This is a genomic window from Thermus brockianus, from assembly GCF_001880325.1.
In the GTDB taxonomy this organism is placed as follows: Bacteria; Deinococcota; Deinococci; order Deinococcales; family Thermaceae; genus Thermus; species Thermus brockianus.
In genome coordinates this window covers 1,951,421-1,968,426 of sequence record NZ_CP016312.1, presented here as the reverse complement: position 1 = coordinate 1,968,426, position 17,006 = coordinate 1,951,421, and the positions used below count along the sequence as shown (strand labels likewise).

General features: G+C 66.9%; 19 protein-coding genes and 2 tRNA genes. 13 read left to right on the top strand and 8 right to left on the bottom strand.

Going from position 1 to position 17,006, the window contains the following annotated elements:
- Positions 1-6 precede the first annotated feature (6 nt).
- Positions 7-1,530: a nicotinate phosphoribosyltransferase gene (locus A0O31_RS10645; RefSeq protein WP_071677820.1), complete on the top strand. Its 1,524-nt coding sequence runs from the start codon at positions 7-9 to the stop codon at positions 1,528-1,530.
- A 2-nt stretch (positions 1,531-1,532) separates the two neighbouring features.
- On the opposite strand, the gene clpX is transcribed toward A0O31_RS10645, so the two are convergent.
- The 6 genes from clpX to A0O31_RS10615 all read right to left on the bottom strand — a co-directional run bounded on the left by clpX (position 1,533) and on the right by A0O31_RS10615 (position 5,136).
- Positions 1,533-2,729 carry an ATP-dependent Clp protease ATP-binding subunit ClpX gene (gene clpX, locus A0O31_RS10640; protein ID WP_071677819.1) on the bottom strand — a complete coding sequence of 399 codons (1,197 nt, stop codon included), beginning with the start codon at positions 2,727-2,729 and terminating at the stop codon, positions 1,533-1,535.
- Positions 2,716-3,300, bottom strand: coding sequence for an ATP-dependent Clp endopeptidase proteolytic subunit ClpP (gene clpP, locus A0O31_RS10635; RefSeq protein ID WP_071677818.1), 585 nt, complete (start codon positions 3,298-3,300; stop codon positions 2,716-2,718). Before clpP ends, clpX begins: the two co-directional genes overlap by 14 nt.
- A 61-nt stretch (positions 3,301-3,361) precedes the next feature.
- On the bottom strand, positions 3,362-4,576 hold the full coding sequence (tig, locus tag A0O31_RS10630) for a trigger factor (protein ID WP_071677817.1): 1,215 nt from the start codon (positions 4,574-4,576) through the stop codon (positions 3,362-3,364).
- Between the two features lie 34 nt (positions 4,577-4,610).
- Positions 4,611-4,695: transfer RNA gene (locus A0O31_RS10625), tRNA-Leu, on the bottom strand.
- A gap of 51 nt (positions 4,696-4,746) precedes the next feature.
- A tRNA-His gene (locus A0O31_RS10620) sits at positions 4,747-4,823 on the bottom strand.
- 28 nt (positions 4,824-4,851) lie between these two features.
- Positions 4,852-5,136: a rhodanese-like domain-containing protein gene (locus A0O31_RS10615; protein WP_071677816.1), complete on the bottom strand. Its 285-nt coding sequence runs from the start codon at positions 5,134-5,136 to the stop codon at positions 4,852-4,854.
- Between the two features lie 137 nt (positions 5,137-5,273).
- Between A0O31_RS10615 and carB the strand changes: the two genes are divergently transcribed.
- The 10 genes from carB to A0O31_RS10575 are packed head-to-tail and all read left to right on the top strand — an operon-like array spanning position 5,274 to position 13,518.
- On the top strand, positions 5,274-8,387 hold the full coding sequence (gene carB, locus A0O31_RS10610; protein WP_071677815.1) for a carbamoyl-phosphate synthase large subunit: 3,114 nt from the start codon (positions 5,274-5,276) through the stop codon (positions 8,385-8,387).
- Positions 8,388-8,393: 6 nt separating this feature from the next.
- Entirely contained in the window at positions 8,394-8,723 is a 330-nt protein-coding gene (locus A0O31_RS10605; protein ID WP_071677814.1) for a cyclic-di-AMP receptor, read from the top strand.
- Positions 8,720-9,346: a DsbA family protein gene (locus A0O31_RS10600; RefSeq protein WP_237259005.1), complete on the top strand. Its 627-nt coding sequence runs from the start codon at positions 8,720-8,722 to the stop codon at positions 9,344-9,346. Before A0O31_RS10605 ends, A0O31_RS10600 begins: the two co-directional genes overlap by 4 nt.
- A gap of 50 nt (positions 9,347-9,396) precedes the next feature.
- Positions 9,397-10,161, top strand: a complete 765-nt coding sequence (locus tag A0O31_RS10595; RefSeq protein WP_084720340.1) for a tRNA (adenine-N1)-methyltransferase — start codon at positions 9,397-9,399, stop codon at positions 10,159-10,161.
- Positions 10,146-10,865: an NFACT family protein gene (locus tag A0O31_RS13470; protein WP_257786035.1), complete on the top strand. Its 720-nt coding sequence runs from the start codon at positions 10,146-10,148 to the stop codon at positions 10,863-10,865. Before A0O31_RS10595 ends, A0O31_RS13470 begins: the two co-directional genes overlap by 16 nt.
- A complete protein-coding gene (locus A0O31_RS13465) occupies positions 10,831-11,232 on the top strand; it encodes an NFACT family protein (RefSeq protein ID WP_257786034.1) in 402 nt (133 codons plus the stop codon). Before A0O31_RS13470 ends, A0O31_RS13465 begins: the two co-directional genes overlap by 35 nt.
- Positions 11,199-11,693 (top strand): NFACT RNA binding domain-containing protein, encoded by a 495-nt coding sequence (locus A0O31_RS13460; protein ID WP_257786033.1) that lies wholly within the window; start codon positions 11,199-11,201, stop codon positions 11,691-11,693. Before A0O31_RS13465 ends, A0O31_RS13460 begins: the two co-directional genes overlap by 34 nt.
- A gap of 23 nt (positions 11,694-11,716) precedes the next feature.
- Positions 11,717-12,067 (top strand): aspartate 1-decarboxylase, encoded by a 351-nt coding sequence (gene panD, locus A0O31_RS10585; RefSeq protein WP_071677812.1) that lies wholly within the window; start codon positions 11,717-11,719, stop codon positions 12,065-12,067.
- The gene (gene mqnP, locus A0O31_RS10580) at positions 12,064-12,918 is read left to right on the top strand and encodes a menaquinone biosynthesis prenyltransferase MqnP (protein WP_071677811.1); all 855 of its coding nucleotides are present in this window, start codon (positions 12,064-12,066) and stop codon (positions 12,916-12,918) included. The genes panD and mqnP overlap by 4 nt, the downstream gene beginning before the upstream one ends.
- 9 nt (positions 12,919-12,927) lie before the next feature.
- Positions 12,928-13,518 (top strand): TIGR01440 family protein, encoded by a 591-nt coding sequence (locus A0O31_RS10575; RefSeq protein ID WP_071677810.1) that lies wholly within the window; start codon positions 12,928-12,930, stop codon positions 13,516-13,518.
- Here A0O31_RS10575 and A0O31_RS10570 read toward each other — a convergent pair.
- Positions 13,481-14,539: a pyridoxal-phosphate-dependent aminotransferase family protein gene (locus tag A0O31_RS10570; protein WP_071677809.1), complete on the bottom strand. Its 1,059-nt coding sequence runs from the start codon at positions 14,537-14,539 to the stop codon at positions 13,481-13,483. The genes A0O31_RS10575 and A0O31_RS10570 overlap by 38 nt on opposite strands.
- Before the next feature lie 22 nt (positions 14,540-14,561).
- Between A0O31_RS10570 and A0O31_RS10565 the strand changes: the two genes are divergently transcribed.
- On the top strand, positions 14,562-15,413 hold the full coding sequence (locus A0O31_RS10565) for a hypothetical protein (protein ID WP_152024439.1): 852 nt from the start codon (positions 14,562-14,564) through the stop codon (positions 15,411-15,413).
- Here A0O31_RS10565 and mscL read toward each other — a convergent pair.
- On the bottom strand, positions 15,367-15,741 hold the full coding sequence (mscL, locus tag A0O31_RS10560) for a large conductance mechanosensitive channel protein MscL (RefSeq protein WP_071677807.1): 375 nt from the start codon (positions 15,739-15,741) through the stop codon (positions 15,367-15,369). The two genes, A0O31_RS10565 and mscL, sit on opposite strands and share 47 nt — an antisense overlap.
- Positions 15,742-15,873: 132 nt before the next feature.
- Between mscL and A0O31_RS10555 the strand changes: the two genes are divergently transcribed.
- Positions 15,874-17,004 carry an ABC transporter ATP-binding protein gene (locus A0O31_RS10555; protein WP_071677806.1) on the top strand — a complete coding sequence of 377 codons (1,131 nt, stop codon included), beginning with the start codon at positions 15,874-15,876 and terminating at the stop codon, positions 17,002-17,004.
- Positions 17,005-17,006: the final 2 nt, after the last annotated feature.

Below are 17,006 nucleotides of genomic sequence, written 5' to 3'. Positions count from 1 at the left end.
AGGCCCATGGACCCCTTCGGCATCCTCTACACCGACCTCTACCAGCTCACCATGGGCCAGGTCTACTTCCGCCTGGGGCTTCACGAAAGGGAGGCCCTCTTTGAGGCCTTCTACCGGAAAAACCCGGACTACGGGGCCCACCAGGCGGGCTACACCGTCTTCGCCGGCCTGGACCCCCTCCTTTCCTGGATGGAAACCGCCCGCTTCGGGAACGAGGAGCTGGAGGCCCTCGGAGCCCTCAAGGGCCGTTCGGGCAAGCCCCTTTTCGCCGAGGACTACCTCCGCTACCTAAAGGACGTGGGCGGCTTCTCCGGCCTCACGGTGCGGGCGCTCCCCGAGGGCCGGGTGGCCCACCCCCAGGTGCCCCTCCTCAGCGTGGAAGGCCCCCTCCTCCAGGCGCAACTTTTGGAAACCGCCCTCCTCAACCGCATCAACTACGAAACCCTCATCGCCACCAAGGCGAGCCGGGTGCGGGAGGCGGCGGGGGAGGAGGCGGTGGTCCTGGAGTTCGGCCTACGCCGGGCCCCGGGCAAGGGAGGGGAAAGCGCCACCCGGGCAAGCCTCATCGGCGGGGCCAACCGCTCCAGCGCCGTAAGCCTCTCCCACCTCCTGGGCCTCCCCTCCTCCGGCACCCACGCCCATAGCCTGGTCCAAGCCTTCTTGGCCCTGGGCTACACCGAGGAGGATGCCTTCCAGGCCTTCGCCGAGGTCTTCCCCGACGACACCATCCTCCTCCTGGACACCGTGGACACCCTCCACTCCGGCCTGCCCCACGCCCTCAAGGTCTTTGAGAGGCTAAGGCGCAAGGGGCACCGGCCCGTGGGGGTGCGGATTGACTCCGGGGACCTGGCCTACCTGGCCATCCAGGTGGCCAAGGAACTGGACAAGGCGGGCTTTGCCGACACCCTCATCGTGCTCTCCGGCGACCTGGACGAGCTCGTCATCTGGCAGATCAAGAGCCAGATCCTGGAAGAAGCCCCCCGGTACGGGGTGGAACCGGAAAAGCTCCTGAAGCGCCTGGTCTACGGGGTGGGGACGCGCATGGTGGTCTCCTGGGGGTACCCAGCCCTCGGGGGGGTGTACAAGCTGGTGGCCATCCGGGAAAACGGCACCTGGGCTCCCGCCATCAAGATCTCGGACTCCTTGGAAAAGGTGCTCAACCCCGGGCACAAGAAGGTCTACCGCGTCTACGACGGGCGGGGCCTGGCCACGGCGGACCTCCTCGCCACCTTTGACGAGGAGGTGCGGGAAGACACCCCCCTCCACCTCCGCCACCCCACCGACCCCACCAAAAGGCGCACCCTAAGGCCCGGGGAATTCACCCTGGAACCCCTCCTGGAAGAAGCCTTCCGGGGCAGGCGCCTCTTCCCGCCCGTACCCCTCGAGGCCTTACGGGAACGGCGGCAAAGGGACGTGGCCCGGCTGGACCCTGGGGTGCGCCGCCTGGTGAACCCCCACATCTACCACGTTTCGCTCACCGAGCGGCTTTTCGCCCTCAAGGAAGCCCTGGTGGCCCAGCTTTCCGGCTAGGCTTAAGAAGCCTGCCGGAGCCGGGCCTCCTCCAGGGCCTTTAGGGGATTGTCCAGGTGGGGGAGGTCTATGACGAGCTCCTTCACCCCGCTCCCCGGGGCCTCAAACATCAGGTCCACCATGGTCTTCTCCAGGATGGCCCTTAGCCCCCGGGCCCCCGTGCCCCGCTTGAGGGCCCTACGGGCCACCTCCTTGAGGGCGGCAGGGGTGAAGCGGAGGTCTATCCCCTCCATGCGGAAAAGCTCCTGGTACTGCCGCACCAGGGCGTTCTTGGGTTCGGTGAGGATGCGCACCAGGTCCTCCTCCGTGAGGGGGTGGAGCTGGACGATGAGGGGAGCCCGGCCCACGAACTCGGGGATCATGCCGAACTTCACCAGGTCCTCGGGGATGACCTCCAGGGGCTCTTCCCGCTTCTCCTTGTCCCCGGTGAAGCCGATGGCGGTGCGGCCTACCCGGGCCTTGACGATGTTCTCCAAGCCCTCAAAGGCCCCGCCCAGGATGAAAAGGATGTTCTTGGTGTTCACCGGGATGAACTCCTGGTGGGGGTGCTTCCTGCCCCCTTGCGGGGGCACGTTGGCGATGGTGCCCTCAATAATCTTCAAGAGGGCTTGCTGCACCCCTTCGCCGGAGACATCCCGGGTGAGGGAGGGGTTTTCCGACTTGCGGGCGATCTTGTCAATCTCGTCAATGTAGACGATGCCCATCTCCGCCCGCTCCACGTCAAAGTCGGCGTTCTGGAGAAGGCGGAGGATGACGTTCTCCACGTCCTCCCCCACATACCCCGCCTCGGTCAAGGTGGTGGCGTCGGCGATGGCGAAGGGCACCTCCAAGAAGCGGGCGAGGGTCTCGGCCAGGAGGGTTTTTCCCGTGCCCGTGGGGCCGATGAGGAGGATGTTGGCCTTACCGATCTCCGCCTCGGGATGGAGAAGGCGCTTGTAGTGGTTGTAAACCGCCACGCTTAAGGCCCTTTTCGCCGCCTCCTGGCCCACCACGTACTGGTCCAGGTGGGCCTTGATCTCCTGGGGTTTGGGCAGGCGGCTTGGGCCTTTGGGCCGGTGGCTTTCCCCGCGCAGGACCTCCTGGGCCCGGGCCACGCAGTCTTCGCAGATGAAGACGTCCTCCAGGGGGCTTTCCAGAAGCCTTCCCGTGTCCGGAGGGCGAAGGCCGCAGAAGCTGCAGTGGGGTCTAGGCTTCCTCACGGGTCACCACCTGGTCAATGAGGCCGTACGCCAAAGCTTCCTGCGCCGAGAGGTAGTAGTCCCGGTCCGTGTCCTTCTCCACCTTTTCCAGGGGCTGGCCCGTGTGCTTGGCCAGGATCTCGTTCAGAAGCTTCTTGGCCTTGAGGATTTCCTGGGCCTGGATGGCGATGTCGCTGGCCGTGCCCCGGGCCCCGCCCCAGGGCTGGTGGATCATCACCTTGGAGTGGGGCAGGGCGTAGCGGCGGCCCTTCTCCCCGGCGGCCAGGATCACCGCCGCCATGCTGGCCGCAAGCCCGATGACGATGGTGGAAACCGGGGCCCGCACGAACTGCATGGTGTCGTAGATGGCAAGCCCGGCGTCCACCTCCCCCCCAGGGGAGTTGATGTAGAGCTTGATTTCCTGGTTGGGGTTTTGCGCATCCAGGAAGAGGAGCTGGGCCACCACGGTGTTGGCCACCTGGGCGTCTATGGGGGTGCCCAGGAAGATGATCCGGTCCTTGAGGAGACGGGAGTAGATGTCGTAGACCCGCTCGCCGCGGGCGGTCTGCTCTATGACGTAGGGTATGACCATACCGTTTCCCATTCTACGGGGAAGCCCAGGGGAAAATCCCCCCTGGGCCACCAAGCCCCCCTTAGGCCAGTTCCGCCAGGGCCTGGCGCACCGCCTTGTCCTGGAGGTAAGCGGCCCTAAGCCGGGCCAGGCCCCGCTCGCCGAACTGCCGCTTGAGTTCTTGGACAGCGACGCCGTAGGAGCGGGCCACCGCCTGCAGGTAGGCCTGCCACTCCTCCTCCGTGAGTTCGGGCTTGAGCTCCTCGGCAAGCCGCTCCTTAGCCAAAGAGCGGCGCACCCGCTTAAGGGCTTCCTGCCGCAGGTCCTCCTTGAACTTTTCCAGCTCGCCCCGCTCCTCCAGGGCCTTGAGGTAGGCCTCTAGAGCGATCCCCTGGCGGTAGAGGTCCTCCGCCAGGTGCTCCAAGAGGTGGCGCTCCTCCGCCTCCAGCATGGAGGGCGGGATGTCCGCCTCCATCCCCTCGGCGAGCTTCTCCAAAAAGGCCCGCTCCCGGGCCTCCTGGTAGGCCGCTTCCGCCTGGCGCTCAAGGCTTTCCCGCACCTTGGCCTTGAGGTCCTCGAGGCTTTCCGCCTCCAGGGTCTTGGCGAACTCCTCGTCCAGCTCGGGGAGCTCCAGGGTCTTGACCTCCAGGACCTCGGTGCGCACCTCCCGCACCTTTTCGCCCTGCTCGTTCAGGACGGGGACCATGACCACATTTCCCGCCCGCTTGCCCAAAAGGGCCTCCTTTACGTGAGGCAGGGCCTTGGAGAGGTCAATGGGGAACTCCGCCCCCTCCTCCGTGCGCACGAAGACGTGGTCCCCCTCCTGGGCCTCCCGGTCCACGGGAACGAGTTCGGCGTAGCGGAAGCGAAGCTCCTCCAGGGCCTTTTCCACCATCTCCTCCGTGACCTGAGGCGAGGGTACCTCCAGGGCGAAGGCCCTCCAGTCGGGGAGCTTCACCTCGGGGTAGTTCTCCACCTCCGCCACGTAGCGGAAGCCCTCCCCTTCCCTAAGCTCCTCCTCCACCACCCGGGCGGCCACCGGGGTTAGGCCCAGCTCCCGCACCGCCTGGGGGTAGGTTTCCTCCACCAGGCGCTCCTTAAGGTCGGCAAGAAGCTCCTCGCGGCCCAAACGGGCCTCCACCACCTTCAGGGGGGCCTTGCCCGGACGGAAACCCGGGATCCTCACCCGCTTGGCCAGGTCCTTCAGGAGGGCCTGGTAGCTCTCCTCCACCTTCTCCGCCGGGACCTCCACCCGAACCCTTACCCGATAGCCGGAACGCTCCAGGATCTCCGCCACGCCACACCTCGCACAAGAAGGGGCCCCGCCCGGTTGGTGCGAGGAGCGGGACTTGAACCCGCACGGGTTGCCCCACCGGATCCTAAGTCCGGCGCGTCTACCGGTTCCGCCATCCTCGCATGGGGGCGAGGCCCCCCTTTAAAATACCACCCCGCGCGGGGTGGTGGTTTTGGGGTGAGCGATGGGACTTGAACCCACGACCCCCGGATCCACAGTCCGGTGCTCTAACCAGCTGAGCTACGCTCACCACGCTCAGCATCCGCCATTCTACGGGGCTATTTGGGCTCCGTCAAGGCCTGAAGCCCGCCCTCCAGGCTCATGGCCTCGTACCCCTCCGCCTCCAGGTAAAGGGCCGCCACCTGGCTCAATAGCCCCTTCTCGCACACCAAAAGGAGGGGGACTTTGGGGAGGCTATGCTCTCCCTTTTGGATTTTCTCTAGGGGCACCCACTCGGCGGGGAAGGGCAAGGGGGTGGTCCTCCGGTCAGCGGGGCGCACGTCCACCACCTTGACCCCCTGGGCCAGGAGGGCTTTGAGCTCCTCGGGGCGCACCTTGCGCATGGCTTGAGTATAGCGGGCGGGGGCGCCGAGGGCCTGGTGGTAAGTCTATGCATTTAGACCCGCTCCTTTTGCATAGACTTAGCACCAACCCTTGGCCAAATCCCCGGCCTGTGGTAAGCTCTTCCACCGGGTACGCGATGCCGCCGAGAAGAGACCTCAAGAAAATCCTCATCATCGGTTCGGGACCCATCACCATCGGACAGGCCGCCGAGTTTGACTACTCCGGCACCCAAGCGGTGAAGGCCTTAAGGGGGGCGGGGTACGAGGCCATCCTGGTGAACTCCAACCCCGCCACCATCATGACCGATCCCGAGCTGGCCGAGCGCACCTACGTGGAGCCCCTAACCCTGGAGTATCTGGAAAGGGTTCTGGCCAAGGAGCGCCCCGATGCCCTCCTCCCCACCCTGGGGGGCCAGACCGCCTTGAACCTCTCCATGGCCCTATATGAAGAGGGCATCCTGGAGCGCTACGGGGTGGAACTCATCGGGGCCAAGGCGGAGGCCATTAAGAAGGGGGAGGACCGGGAGGAGTTCCAGAAGGCCATGCGGAAGATCGGCCTCGAGGTGCCCCGGGGCCTCATGGTGGGGAGCGTGGAGGAAGGGCTCCACTTCGCCCGGGAGGTGGGCTACCCCGTGGTGGTGCGCCCCTCCTTCACCCTGGGGGGTACGGGGGGCGGCATCGCCAGGAACGAGAAGGAGCTCGTGGAGGTCCTGGGGCGGGGCCTCACCCTCTCCCCCGTGCACACCGCCTTGGTGGAGGAGTCGGTCTTGGGGTGGAAGGAGTTTGAGCTGGAGGTGATGCGGGACCACGCCGACACCGTGGTCATCATCACCAGCATCGAGAACCTGGACCCCATGGGGGTCCACACGGGGGACTCCATCACCGTGGCCCCGGCCCAAACCCTCTCCGACGCCGAGTACCAGAGGATGCGGGACGCCGCCAAGGCGGTGATAAGGGAGATCGGGGTGGACACGGGGGGGTCCAACATCCAGTTCGCCGTGGACCCCAAGACGGGCCGCCAGGTGGTCATTGAGATGAACCCCCGGGTCTCCCGCTCCTCGGCCCTGGCCTCCAAGGCCACGGGCTTCCCCATCGCCAAGATCGCCGCCCTTCTGGCGGTGGGCTACCGCCTGGACGAGCTTCCCAACGACATCACCCGCAAAACCCCCGCCTCCTTTGAGCCCACCATTGACTACGTGGTGGTGAAGATTCCCCGCTTCGCCTTTGAGAAGTTCCAGGACCTCCCCAACACCCTGGGGGGGCTTAAGGACGAGCTCGGCACGCAGATGAAGTCCGTGGGGGAGGTGATGGCCATGGGCCGCACCTTCAAGGAGGCGCTTCTTAAGGCCCTCCGGGGGCTGGAGCGGGACGTGCGGGCCTTGGCGGGGGTGCGCACGGAGGACCTGGAGAAGAAGCTCTATCCCAACCCCGACCGCATCTACGCCGTGCTGGAGCTTTTGAGGCGGGGCATGCCCGTGGAGGAGCTCTACGAGGCCACCAAGATTGACCCCTGGTTCCTCCACCAGATGAAGGAGATCGCCCAGGCGGAGGCCTGGCTTAAGGAGCATCCCCCCAAGGACCGGGAGGACTGGCGCTTCTACAAGGCCCTAGGCCTCCCCGACCGGCGCATAGGGGAGCTTCTGGGCAAGGGGGAGGCGGAGGTGCGCGCCGAGCGCAAGGCCCAGGGCGTGGTTCCCGTCTACAAGACCGTGGACACCTGCGCCGCCGAGTTTGAGGCCTACACCCCCTACCACTACTCCACCTATGAGGAGGAGGACGAGGTCTGGCCCTCAGCGAAGCCCAAGGTGGTGATCCTGGGCTCGGGGCCCATCCGCATCGGGCAAGGGGTGGAGTTTGACTACGCCACGGTGCACGCCGTCTGGGCCCTAAGGGAGGCGGGGTACGAGACCCTCATGGTGAACTCCAACCCGGAGACGGTCTCCACGGACTACGACACCGCAGACCGCCTCTACTTTGAGCCCTTGACCCTCGAGGACGTCCTCAACCTGGTGGAGCACGAAAAGCCCCTCGGGGTCATCGCCACCCTGGGGGGGCAGACGCCCCTTAAGCTCGCCCAGGGCCTGGAGGCCCACGGGGTGAGGCTCCTCGGCACCCCCTACGCCGCCATCCACAAGGCGGAGGACCGGGAGGCGTTCCACGCCCTCTGCCAGGCCTTGGGCATCCCCCAGCCCGAGGGACGGGTGGCGGCCACCCCGGAGGAGGCCTTAAGGCTTGCCCAGGAGCTCGGCTTCCCCCTCCTCGCCCGGCCCAGCTACGTCCTGGGGGGGCGGGCCATGCGGGTCCTTTGGAGCGAGGAGGAACTCCACCGCTACCTGGAGGAGGTCTATGCGCCCCTGGAGGAAAAACCCTCCATCCTCCTGGACCGCTACCTGGAAGGGGCCTTGGAGCTGGACGTGGACGCCCTTTCCGACGGGGAGGCGGTGATGATCGCCGGGGTGATGGAGCACGTGGAACGGGCCGGGGTCCACTCGGGGGACTCGGCCACGGTCCTCCCCCCCGTGCACCTCTCCCCCGAGGCCTTGGCCAAGGTAAAGGACTACACCCGCCGCCTGGCCTTGGCCCTGGGGGTGAAGGGGCTATTGAATGTCCAGTACGCCGTCTTGGGGGAGGAGGTGTACGTCCTCGAGGCCAACCCCCGGGCGAGCCGCACCGTGCCCTTCGTCTCCAAGGCCATCGGCGTTCCCCTGGCCAAGCTCGCCGCCCTCATCGCTGTGGGGAAGACCCTGAAGGAGCTTGGGGTCAAGGACCCGGAACCCGTGCCCCCCTACTACGCCGTGAAGGAGGTGGTGATCCCCTGGCTCAAGTTCCCCGGGGTCATCCCTGTCCTGGGACCGGAAATGCGCTCCACGGGGGAAAGCATGGGGATTGACGAGGACCCCTACCTGGCCTACTACAAGGCGGAACTGGGCGCCGGGCAGAGGCTGCCCCTGGAGGGCCGGGTCCGCTTCATCGGCGAAGGGCTCCGGCCGGAGGCGCGGGAACGCCTGGAAGCCCTCCAAAAGGCCTACCAGGAGGCGGGGTTTAGCCTGAGCGATGGGGAATACGATCTCCTCATCAGCCCCGTTCCCCACCCCGAGCTGAGGCGCGCCGTGGAAAAGGGGCTTCCCTTCATCACCACCCTGGAAGGGGCCTGGTGGAGCCTCAAGGCCATCCTCAAGGCCCGGGAGAAGGCCCTAGAGGTGAAAAGCCTCCAGGAGTGGCACGGCCACCTAAGGGTGGGTGTACAATAGGCGGCAATGAAGCTCATCATCGCCATCGTGCAGGACACGGACGCCCCCGGCCTCACCAAGGCCCTGTTGGAGCGGGGCCTCCAGTCCACCAAGCTGGCCTCCACGGGAGGCTTCCTGCGGGAGGGGAACACCACCCTCTTGATCGGGGTGGAGGACGGGCGGGTGGAGGAGGTCTTGGACCTCATCCGGGAGAAGTGCCGCACCCGCACCCGGCTGGTAACCCGGGGGCTTCCCCTCTCCGAGGCCCCCGACCCCTTCCTCGCCCAGCCCGTGGAGGTGCAGGTGGGAGGGGCTGTGGTCTTCGTCCTGCCGGTGGAAGGCTTCTTCAAGGTATGAGGAGGCTTGGGGCCCTCCTTGGCCTCCTTGGGGGCTTGGCTCTAGCCCAGATCGCCAGGCCCCCGGAAGGCTTTCCAAAGGCCCTGGGCCCCCTTCCCCCGGGCGCCCAGGTAGAGGTGGAAACCCAAAACAACCGCCTCCTCGCCGTGCGCTACCAGGGTCCCGAAAACGCCGCCTTCCTGGGACGGCTTCTGGACCGGGCCACAGGCCTTCCCTTCTCGGAAGCCTTCCTCACCTGGTACAAGGAAAACGCCCCCGGCCTTAAGGGGCGCACCCTTACCCTGAACCTGGAAGGGGCCTTCCTCTTGGAACTGGCCTTTTCGGAGCCCTTCCGCGCCCGGCTCGCCCCCAGGAGGGTGGAAGCCCTCGCCTTGAACCAAGACCGCCTCGTCCTGGGGGAAAAGGGGCCGATGTTGCGGATCTTCTCCGACTTCCAGTGCCCCTACTGCCAGCGCCTGGCCCGGGAGGTGCTACCCTCTCTCAAGGCCCGGGCGGCGCAGGGGGAACTTCGGATAAGCTACCGCCACTTCCCCCTCACGGAAATCCACCCCGAGGCCCTGCCCGCCGCCCTAGCCAGCGACCACGGTCCTGGCCGGACCCTACCTGGTGCCCAACCCCTTTGACCTCACCCAGGTACTGGACTACCTGGAACTCGCCCGCTAAAGTGGGCGGGGTGGAAGGCGAGCTTTTTCTCCTCAAAGACTCCAAGGGCCGCGCCTTCCTGGTGCGCCTGAGGCCTGGGGGGGTGTTCCACCACCATAAGGGAAGCGTCTCCCACGAGGCCATCCTCCGGGCGGGGCCTGGGGGGGTGGTGGAAACCCACCTGGGGGAACCCCTCTCCGTCCACCGGCCCACCCTGGAGGAGTACGTCCTCCACATGCGGCGGAGCGCCACCCCCACCTACCCCAAGGACGCCAGCGCCATGGTGGCCCTCCTGGACCTGGCCCCGGGGATGCGGGTCCTCGAGGCGGGCACGGGCTCGGGGGGCCTCACCCTTTTCCTGGCCCGGGCGGTGGGCAAGGAGGGCCTGGTGGAAAGCTACGAGAAGCGCCCCCACCACCTAAAACAGGCGGAGGAAAACGTTAGGGCCTTCTGGCAGGTGGAAAACGTGCGCTTCCACGCCCAGGGCTTGGAGGAGGCCGCGCTTGCCCCGGAAAGCTTCCACGGGGTGGCCCTGGACCTCATGGAGCCCTGGAAGGTCCTCCCTAAGGCGGCGGAAGCCCTGATGCCGGACCGGTTTTTGGTGGCCTACCTCCCCAACATCACCCAGGTCCTGGAAACCGTGCGGGCGGCGGAGGGGCTTCCCCTGCGGTTGGAGAGGGTCTTGGAGGTGGGCTGGCGGGAGTGGGAAATCCGGCTTCCCGTGGCCCATCCCCGCTTCCAGCAGGTGGGGCACACCGCCTTTTTGGTGGCGTTTCGCAGATGGAAGGCCTCCTGATCCACGCCCTTTTGCGGGGGCTTCTCCCGGAGCTTCCCGCCCTGAACCTGGGCCTCGCCTTCCCCAACGAGGGCACCCTGGCCGTGCTCCTGAAGGGCCAGTCGGGACGGATTTTCAACCTGGTCCTCCACTACCGCCCCCCAAACCCCAGCCTGGTCCTGGAGGAAGGGACCCTCCTGGGGGAGCCCAAGACCCCCTTCCAGCGGCAGCTATCCGCCCGGGTCAAGGGGCCTTTGGTGGCAGCGGAGCAGCTGAAGCTGGACCGGGTGGTCTTCCTGCACTTCGCCGGGGAAAAGGGCTTCGTGGACACCCCGCCCTCCGTCCTGGTCTTTGAGGCCACGGGGCGGAACGCCAACCTCCTCCTTCTGGACGAGAAGGGCATCCTCCTGGGGGTGGACCGGGTCATCACCCAGGAGGTGAACCGCTACCGGGAACTCAAGCCCGGCCTCCCCTACACCCCCCACCCCCTACGCCAAGCTGGACCCGAGAACCCTCACGGAGGAAGACCTAAGGGTCCTCCTGGGGAAGCCCCTCAAGGAGGTGGTGCGCCACGTGGATGGGGTGGGCCTGGAGCTTATGCGGGAGCTGGCCCGCCGGGCGGGCCTCACGCCGGAAAGCCCCCTAGGGGAGGCCGGGCTCGCCCTCCTCCACCGGGCCCTCAAGGGCCTTGTGGAGGACCCCTCCCTGCGCACGGCGCTTTCTGAGGAGCTCCGGGCCAGGTGGCAGGAGGAGGAGAAGGAGGCCCTGAGGAAGCCCCTTCTCGATGCCCTGGCCCGGGAGGTGCGCACCCTCAGGGCCCGGCTCGCCGACTACGAAAAGGCCCTCGCCCGCCTGGAGGAGGCCGAGGCCCTTCGGCAAAAGGCCGACCTCCTCCTCGCCCGCCTCAAGGAGGTACCCAAGGGGCAAGCCAAGGTGGTCCTAAAGGGGTTTGACGGCCACCCCGTGGAAATCCCCCTAGACCCTGCCCTCCCCCCCAGGAAAACGCCAAGAAGCTCTATGAAAGGGCCCGGCGCCTGGAGGAGCTGGCGGAAAGGGCTTTGGACCTCATCCCCAAGACGGAGGCCCGGATAGCGGAGCTGGAAGGGGAGATGGCCCGCATCGCCCAGGCGGACCTAACGGAACTCCTCGCCCTCACCCGGAAGCCCAAGGGGGAAAAGGGCCCCAGGCTTGGCCTCCGCTACACCTCCCCTTCGGGCTTTCCCGTCCTCGTGGGGCGGAACGCCAAGGAAAACGACCTCCTCACCCGCACGGCCCACTCCGAGGACCTCTGGTTCCACGCCCAAGGGGTACCGGGAAGCCACGTGATCCTCAAGGTAGAAGGGAAAAACCCACCCCTGGAGGACCTCCTCTTCGCCGCTAGGCTTGCCGCCTACCACTCCAAGGCCCGGGGCGAACGGCAGGTGCCCGTGGACTACACCCGCAAGAAGCACGTCTGGCGGCCCCGCAAAGCCCCTCCCGGCCAGGTGCTCTACACCCAGGCCAAGACCCTTTTCGTGGAGGGGGCGCTTCCCGAGGGCCTCGAGGCGGGATAAACTTAGACCCCGTGAAGAGGGTGATGTTCCACGCCAAAATCCACCGGGCCACCGTGACCCAGGCCGACCTCCACTACGTGGGCTCGGTGACCGTGGACCAAGACCTCCTGGACGCCGCCGGCATCCTGCCCTACGAGCAGGTGGACATCTACGACATCACCAACGGGGCCCGCCTTACCACCTATGCCCTGCCGGGCCCAAGGGGCTCGGGGGTGGTCCAGATCAACGGGGCCGCCGCCCACCTGGTGAAGCCCGGCGACCTGGTAATCCTCGTGGCCTACGGGATCTTTGACGAGGAGGAGGCCCGGAGCCTCAAGCCCACGGTGGTCCTGGTGGATGGGCAAAACCGCATCCTGGAGGTTCGGAAGGGGTGAACCGCCTCAGGCTCTACCTGGAGCTGGTGCGCTTTGAGCACACCCTGTTCGCCCTCCCCTTCGCCTACGCCGGGATGCTCCTGGCGGCGGGGGGCTGGCCGGGTTGGCGCACCTTCCTCCTCGTCACCCTGGCCATGGTGGGGGCGAGGACCATGGCCATGGCCCTCAACCGGCTCATAGACTGGCGGATCGACGCCCTAAACCCCCGCACGCAGAACCGCCACCTGCCCAAGGGGCTCGTCAAGCCTTGGGAAACCCTCGTCCTCGCCCTGGTGGGCCTCGCCCTTTTGGTCTACGCCGGGCTCGCCTTGAACCCCCTCACGGCCAGGCTCCTGCCCGTGGCCGTCTTCTTCCTCACCGCCTACAGCTACACCAAGCGCTTCACCTGGCTCTGCCACTACGTCCTCGGCCTCACCATCGGGGCCGCCGCCCCTGGGGGGTGGATCGCCGTCACGGGGAGCTTCGCCCCCACCGCCTACTGGCTTTGGGCAGGGGTGGGGCTTTGGATCGCCGGCTTTGACATCCTCTACGCCACCCAGGACTACGCCTTTGACCGGGCCCATGGGGTGAAGAGCATCCCGGCCCGCTTCGGCATCCCCAAGGCCCTCCTCGTGGCCCGGGCCACCCACCTCCTCGCCTGGCTCGCCTTCCTGATGGCGGGGCTTAGCTACGGGGCGGGGTGGGCCTACCACCTGGGGCTTCTCCTGGTGGGGGGGCTCCTCCTTTGGGAGCACCGCCTGGTAACCCCCAAGGACCTTTCCCGGGTGGAGGTGGCCTTCTTCCAGGCCAACGTGGGGGTGAGCCTGGGAATGTTCCTCTTCATCCTCCTGGACCTCCTCACGCTAGGCTAGGCTTAAGGCATGGAAGGCCTGAAGCGGCAGGCGGAGGCGGCCATCCGGGAATTTTTGGAGCTTTTCCCCATGCCTAGGGGAAGCCTCTTCGTCCTCGGGGGGTCCACCAGCGAGGTCTTGGGGGAAAGGGTGGGCACAAGGCCGAGCCTCGAGGCCGCCGAGGCCATCCTGGAGGGGCTTCTGCCGCCCCTCTTGGAGCGGGGCGTTCACGTGGCCGTCCAGGGGTGCGAGCACCTGAACCGCGCCCTGGTGGTGGAAAAGGAAACGGCCCGGGCCTACGGCCTGGAGGAGGTCACCGTCTTCCCCCATCCCAAGGCCGGGGGGGCCTTGGCCACGGCGGCCTTCCTCCGCTTCCAAGACCCGGTGATGGTGGAGTCCCTCAAGGCCCAGGCCCACGGGGGGATGGACATCGGCGGGGTGCTCATCGGCATGCACCTAAGGCCCGTGGCCGTGCCCCTGCGCCTTTCCGTGCGCAAGCTGGGCGAGGCGGTCCTCATCGCCGCCAAGACCCGGCCCAAGCTCATCGGGGGCGCCCGGGCGGTCTACACCCGGGAAGAGATGCTCAAGAGGGTGGAAGAATATCGGCCAAGGCTTCCCTGAAGAGGGCCGCCACCCCCAAGGCCTCGTACCGGTCGTAGGCCCCCATGAGGGAGAGGCGGAAGATCCTGCCCTTTAGGGGCCCCTGCCCCCCGGCGATCACCGCGTTCCGCCGGGCGAAGGCCTCCTTCACCGCCCCGTAGGACACCCCCTCGGGCAGGTAGAAGGCGGCCACGGCGGGGCTTTTCACCTCGGGGACGGGCCTTAGCCCAAGCGCCTCCCCCACCTGGTAGAGGAGGGCGTTTTGCCACGCCTTCAAGGCGAGGTGCGCTTCCAGGTGGGGCATCACCGCCTCCAGCACCGCCTTGACCGCCCCCACCAGGTTGATGGCCGGGGTCCAAGCGCTTTCCCCTTCCCGCTGGGCCTTGAGCTCCCGGGCGAGGTCTAGGTAGTAACACCTAGGCTTTAGACGCTCCAGGGCCCTTGGGGAGAGGGCCACGAAGCCGAGGCCCGGGGGGCACATGAGGCCCTTTTGGCTTCCCGAAACGGCGGCGTCCACCCCGTAAGCCTCCAGGGCCACCTCCCGCACGAGCAGGCTCGTCACCATGTCCGCCCCCACCAGGCCCTCGGGGTTCGCCTCCTTAAAGGCCCGGGCCAGGGCGGGAAGGTCCACCAAGGCCCCGGTGGAGGTCTCGGAGTGGACGAGGAGAAGCCCTTGAAACCCCCTTTGGGCCACGTCCTCGGGGCGGGGCACCCGGCCATAGGGAAGGTCCAAGCGCTCCGCCCTAAGCCCCGCCGCCAGGGCGATCTCGTAAAAGCGCTCGGAGAACTTGCCGTAAACGGGGACCAAGACCCGCTCCCCGGGGGCGAAGAGGTTCTGCGCCAAGGCCTCCATGGCCAGGGTGCCGCTTCCCGTGAGGAGGAGGACCTCCCCTTCCGTGCCGAAAGCCCGCTTGAGAAGGGAACGGGCCTCCAAAAAGAGGGCCCGGGCGGGCTCGGTGCGGTGGTGGAGCTGGGGCCGGGATAGGGCCTCCAGGGCCTTGGGGTGGAGCCGCACGGGACCAGGGGTCAGGAGCCACTCCATGGGAAAAGTGTATCGTAGACCCGTGGACCTGGCCCTCCGCTTCCTCCCCCACGCCCCGGGCGAGTACCTCCTGCCCCTCCCCCAAAGCCTTCCCGGGCAGGAGGTGGCCGGGGTCTTCCTCTCGCAAAAGCCCCTCGAGGCCTACGAGGCCCGGGGCACCCTCTGGGCCCGCTTCGCCCTGAGGGAGGGGGAGGCCCTGGAGCTGAGGTTCCGGCTCAAGTCCTACCCCGTGCGGGAAACCCCCCCTTGGCGCAGGGCCCTCCTCCAAGAACCCCCGGAGGCCTGGCCGGGGATTCTGGCCCACCGGGGGCACAAGGTGGAAAGGGCCTTGGGCTTCCTCCTTTCGGGAAGGCCCCACACCTGGTTCCTGGTGGACGGCGCCCCATTGGACCCCCTCCTCCACCAAACCCTCCGGGAAAACCCCGCCCACCTCCTCCCCTTGGGCGTGGTCCCCGACCCGGGGGTCTACCTGGGAGGGCACGAGGGAAAGCGCCTTCTCCTCCTCAAAGCTCCCTGGCCCGGGGAGGAAAGCCTCCTTTGGCAAGAGCTCCGCGCCCTAAGGCCCGACCCCTTGCCCCCCTTAAGGGCCTTGGCCTTCGCCTCCTTGGGGCTTTCCGCCTTGGGCCTCCCCACGGGGCCCTGGCCCTACCTCCCCTACCTCGCCCTTTTGGCCTTCCGGCAGGGCCCCGCCCTCAAGGACCTCCTCCGCCGAAGCCCCCGCCACGCCCTAGAAAGCCTCCTCTTCCACGCCTTCGCCCTTTCCGTAAGCCTTAACCCAAGGCCGGAGCTCGGCCTCGGGTACCTGGCCCTATTTTTCTGGAACCGGCTTAGGCCTTCTTCCGCAACTCCTCCAAAATCTCCCGAAGAAGCCTGACCTCCTCCGGGGGCTCGGGCGGGGCCGCCGGCGCTTCCTCCTTCTTCAGGCGCCTTTGCACCGCCTGCATGGGCACCACCACCACGAAGTAGATGGCCGCCGCCACCACCACGAAGTTCAAGAGGGCGTTGATAAACTTGCCGAGGGCGATGGGGCCAAGCTTGAGGGCGGAGAAGTCCGGCACACCCCCCAAAGCCCCGACCAGGGGGGTGAGGACGTCCGCCACCAAGGAGTTCACCACCTGGCCAAAGGCGCCGCCGATGACGACCGCCACCGCCAAATCCACCACATTGCCCCGCATGAGGAAGTTCTTAAACCCTTGCAGCATAGGCACCTCCATTAATCCCTTGTGGCTGGCGCCACGATCCCTCTTTACCTTGCCCCTGTGAAAGGCCTGCTAAAATGGCGGCGAACCCCCGATGGGCCAAAGGGCTCAAAGCGCGGGGCCAAGGAGGTTAGGATGGCCAAGGTCAAGCTGGAGCACGTTTGGAAGCGCTTCGGCAAGGTGGTGGCGGTCAAGGACTTCAACCTGGAAACGGAGGACGGGGAGTTCGTGGTCTTCGTGGGGCCTTCGGGTTGCGGCAAGACCACCACGTTGCGCATGATCGCGGGCCTCGAGGAGGTTTCCGAGGGCAAGATTTACATCGGCGACCGCCTGGTGAACGATGTCCCCCCCAAGGACCGGGACATCGCCATGGTCTTCCAGAACTACGCCCTTTACCCCCACATGAACGTGTACGAGAACATGGCCTTTGGGTTGCGCCTACGGCGCTACCCCAAGGACGAGATTGACCGCAGGGTAAAGGAGGCGGCCCGCATCCTGAAGATTGAGCACCTCCTAAACCGCAAGCCCCGGGAGCTCTCGGGCGGCCAGAGGCAGCGGGTGGCCATGGGTAGGGCCATTGTCCGGGAGCCCAAGGTCTTCCTCATGGACGAGCCCCTTTCCAACCTGGACGCCAAGCTGAGGGTGGAGATGCGGGCCGAGATCGCCAAGCTGCAAAGGCGGCTTGGGGTCACCACCATCTACGTGACCCACGACCAGGTGGAGGCCATGACCCTGGGCCACCGCATCGTGGTGATGAAGGACGGGGAGGTCCAGCAGGTGGACACCCCCTTAAACCTCTACGACTTCCCCGCCAACCGCTTCGTGGCGGGCTTCATCGGGAGCCCCTCCATGAACTTCATCCGCGCCCGGGTGGAGGCGCAAGGGGAAAAGGTCTACCTCGGGGCCCCGGGCTTCCGTATCCGCACCAACGCCATCCTGGGTCAAGCCCTTCGCCCCTACGCCGGCAAGGAGGTCTGGATGGGGATCCGGCCCGAGCACCTGGGCCTTAAGGGCTACACGGTGATTCCCGAGGAGGAAAACGTCATCCGGGGCGAGGTGGAGGTGGCCGAGCCCCTGGGGGCCGAGACGGAAATCCACGTGAGCGTGGACGGCACCGTCCTGGTGGCCAAGGTGGACGGCCACGCCCCCGTGAAGCCCGGGGACAAGGTGGAGCTTTTGGCGGACACCTCCCGCCTGCACGCCTTTGACGTGGAGACCGAGAGGACCATCGGCCACGCCCAGGAGAAGGCGGCGGTGGCCCGGTAGGC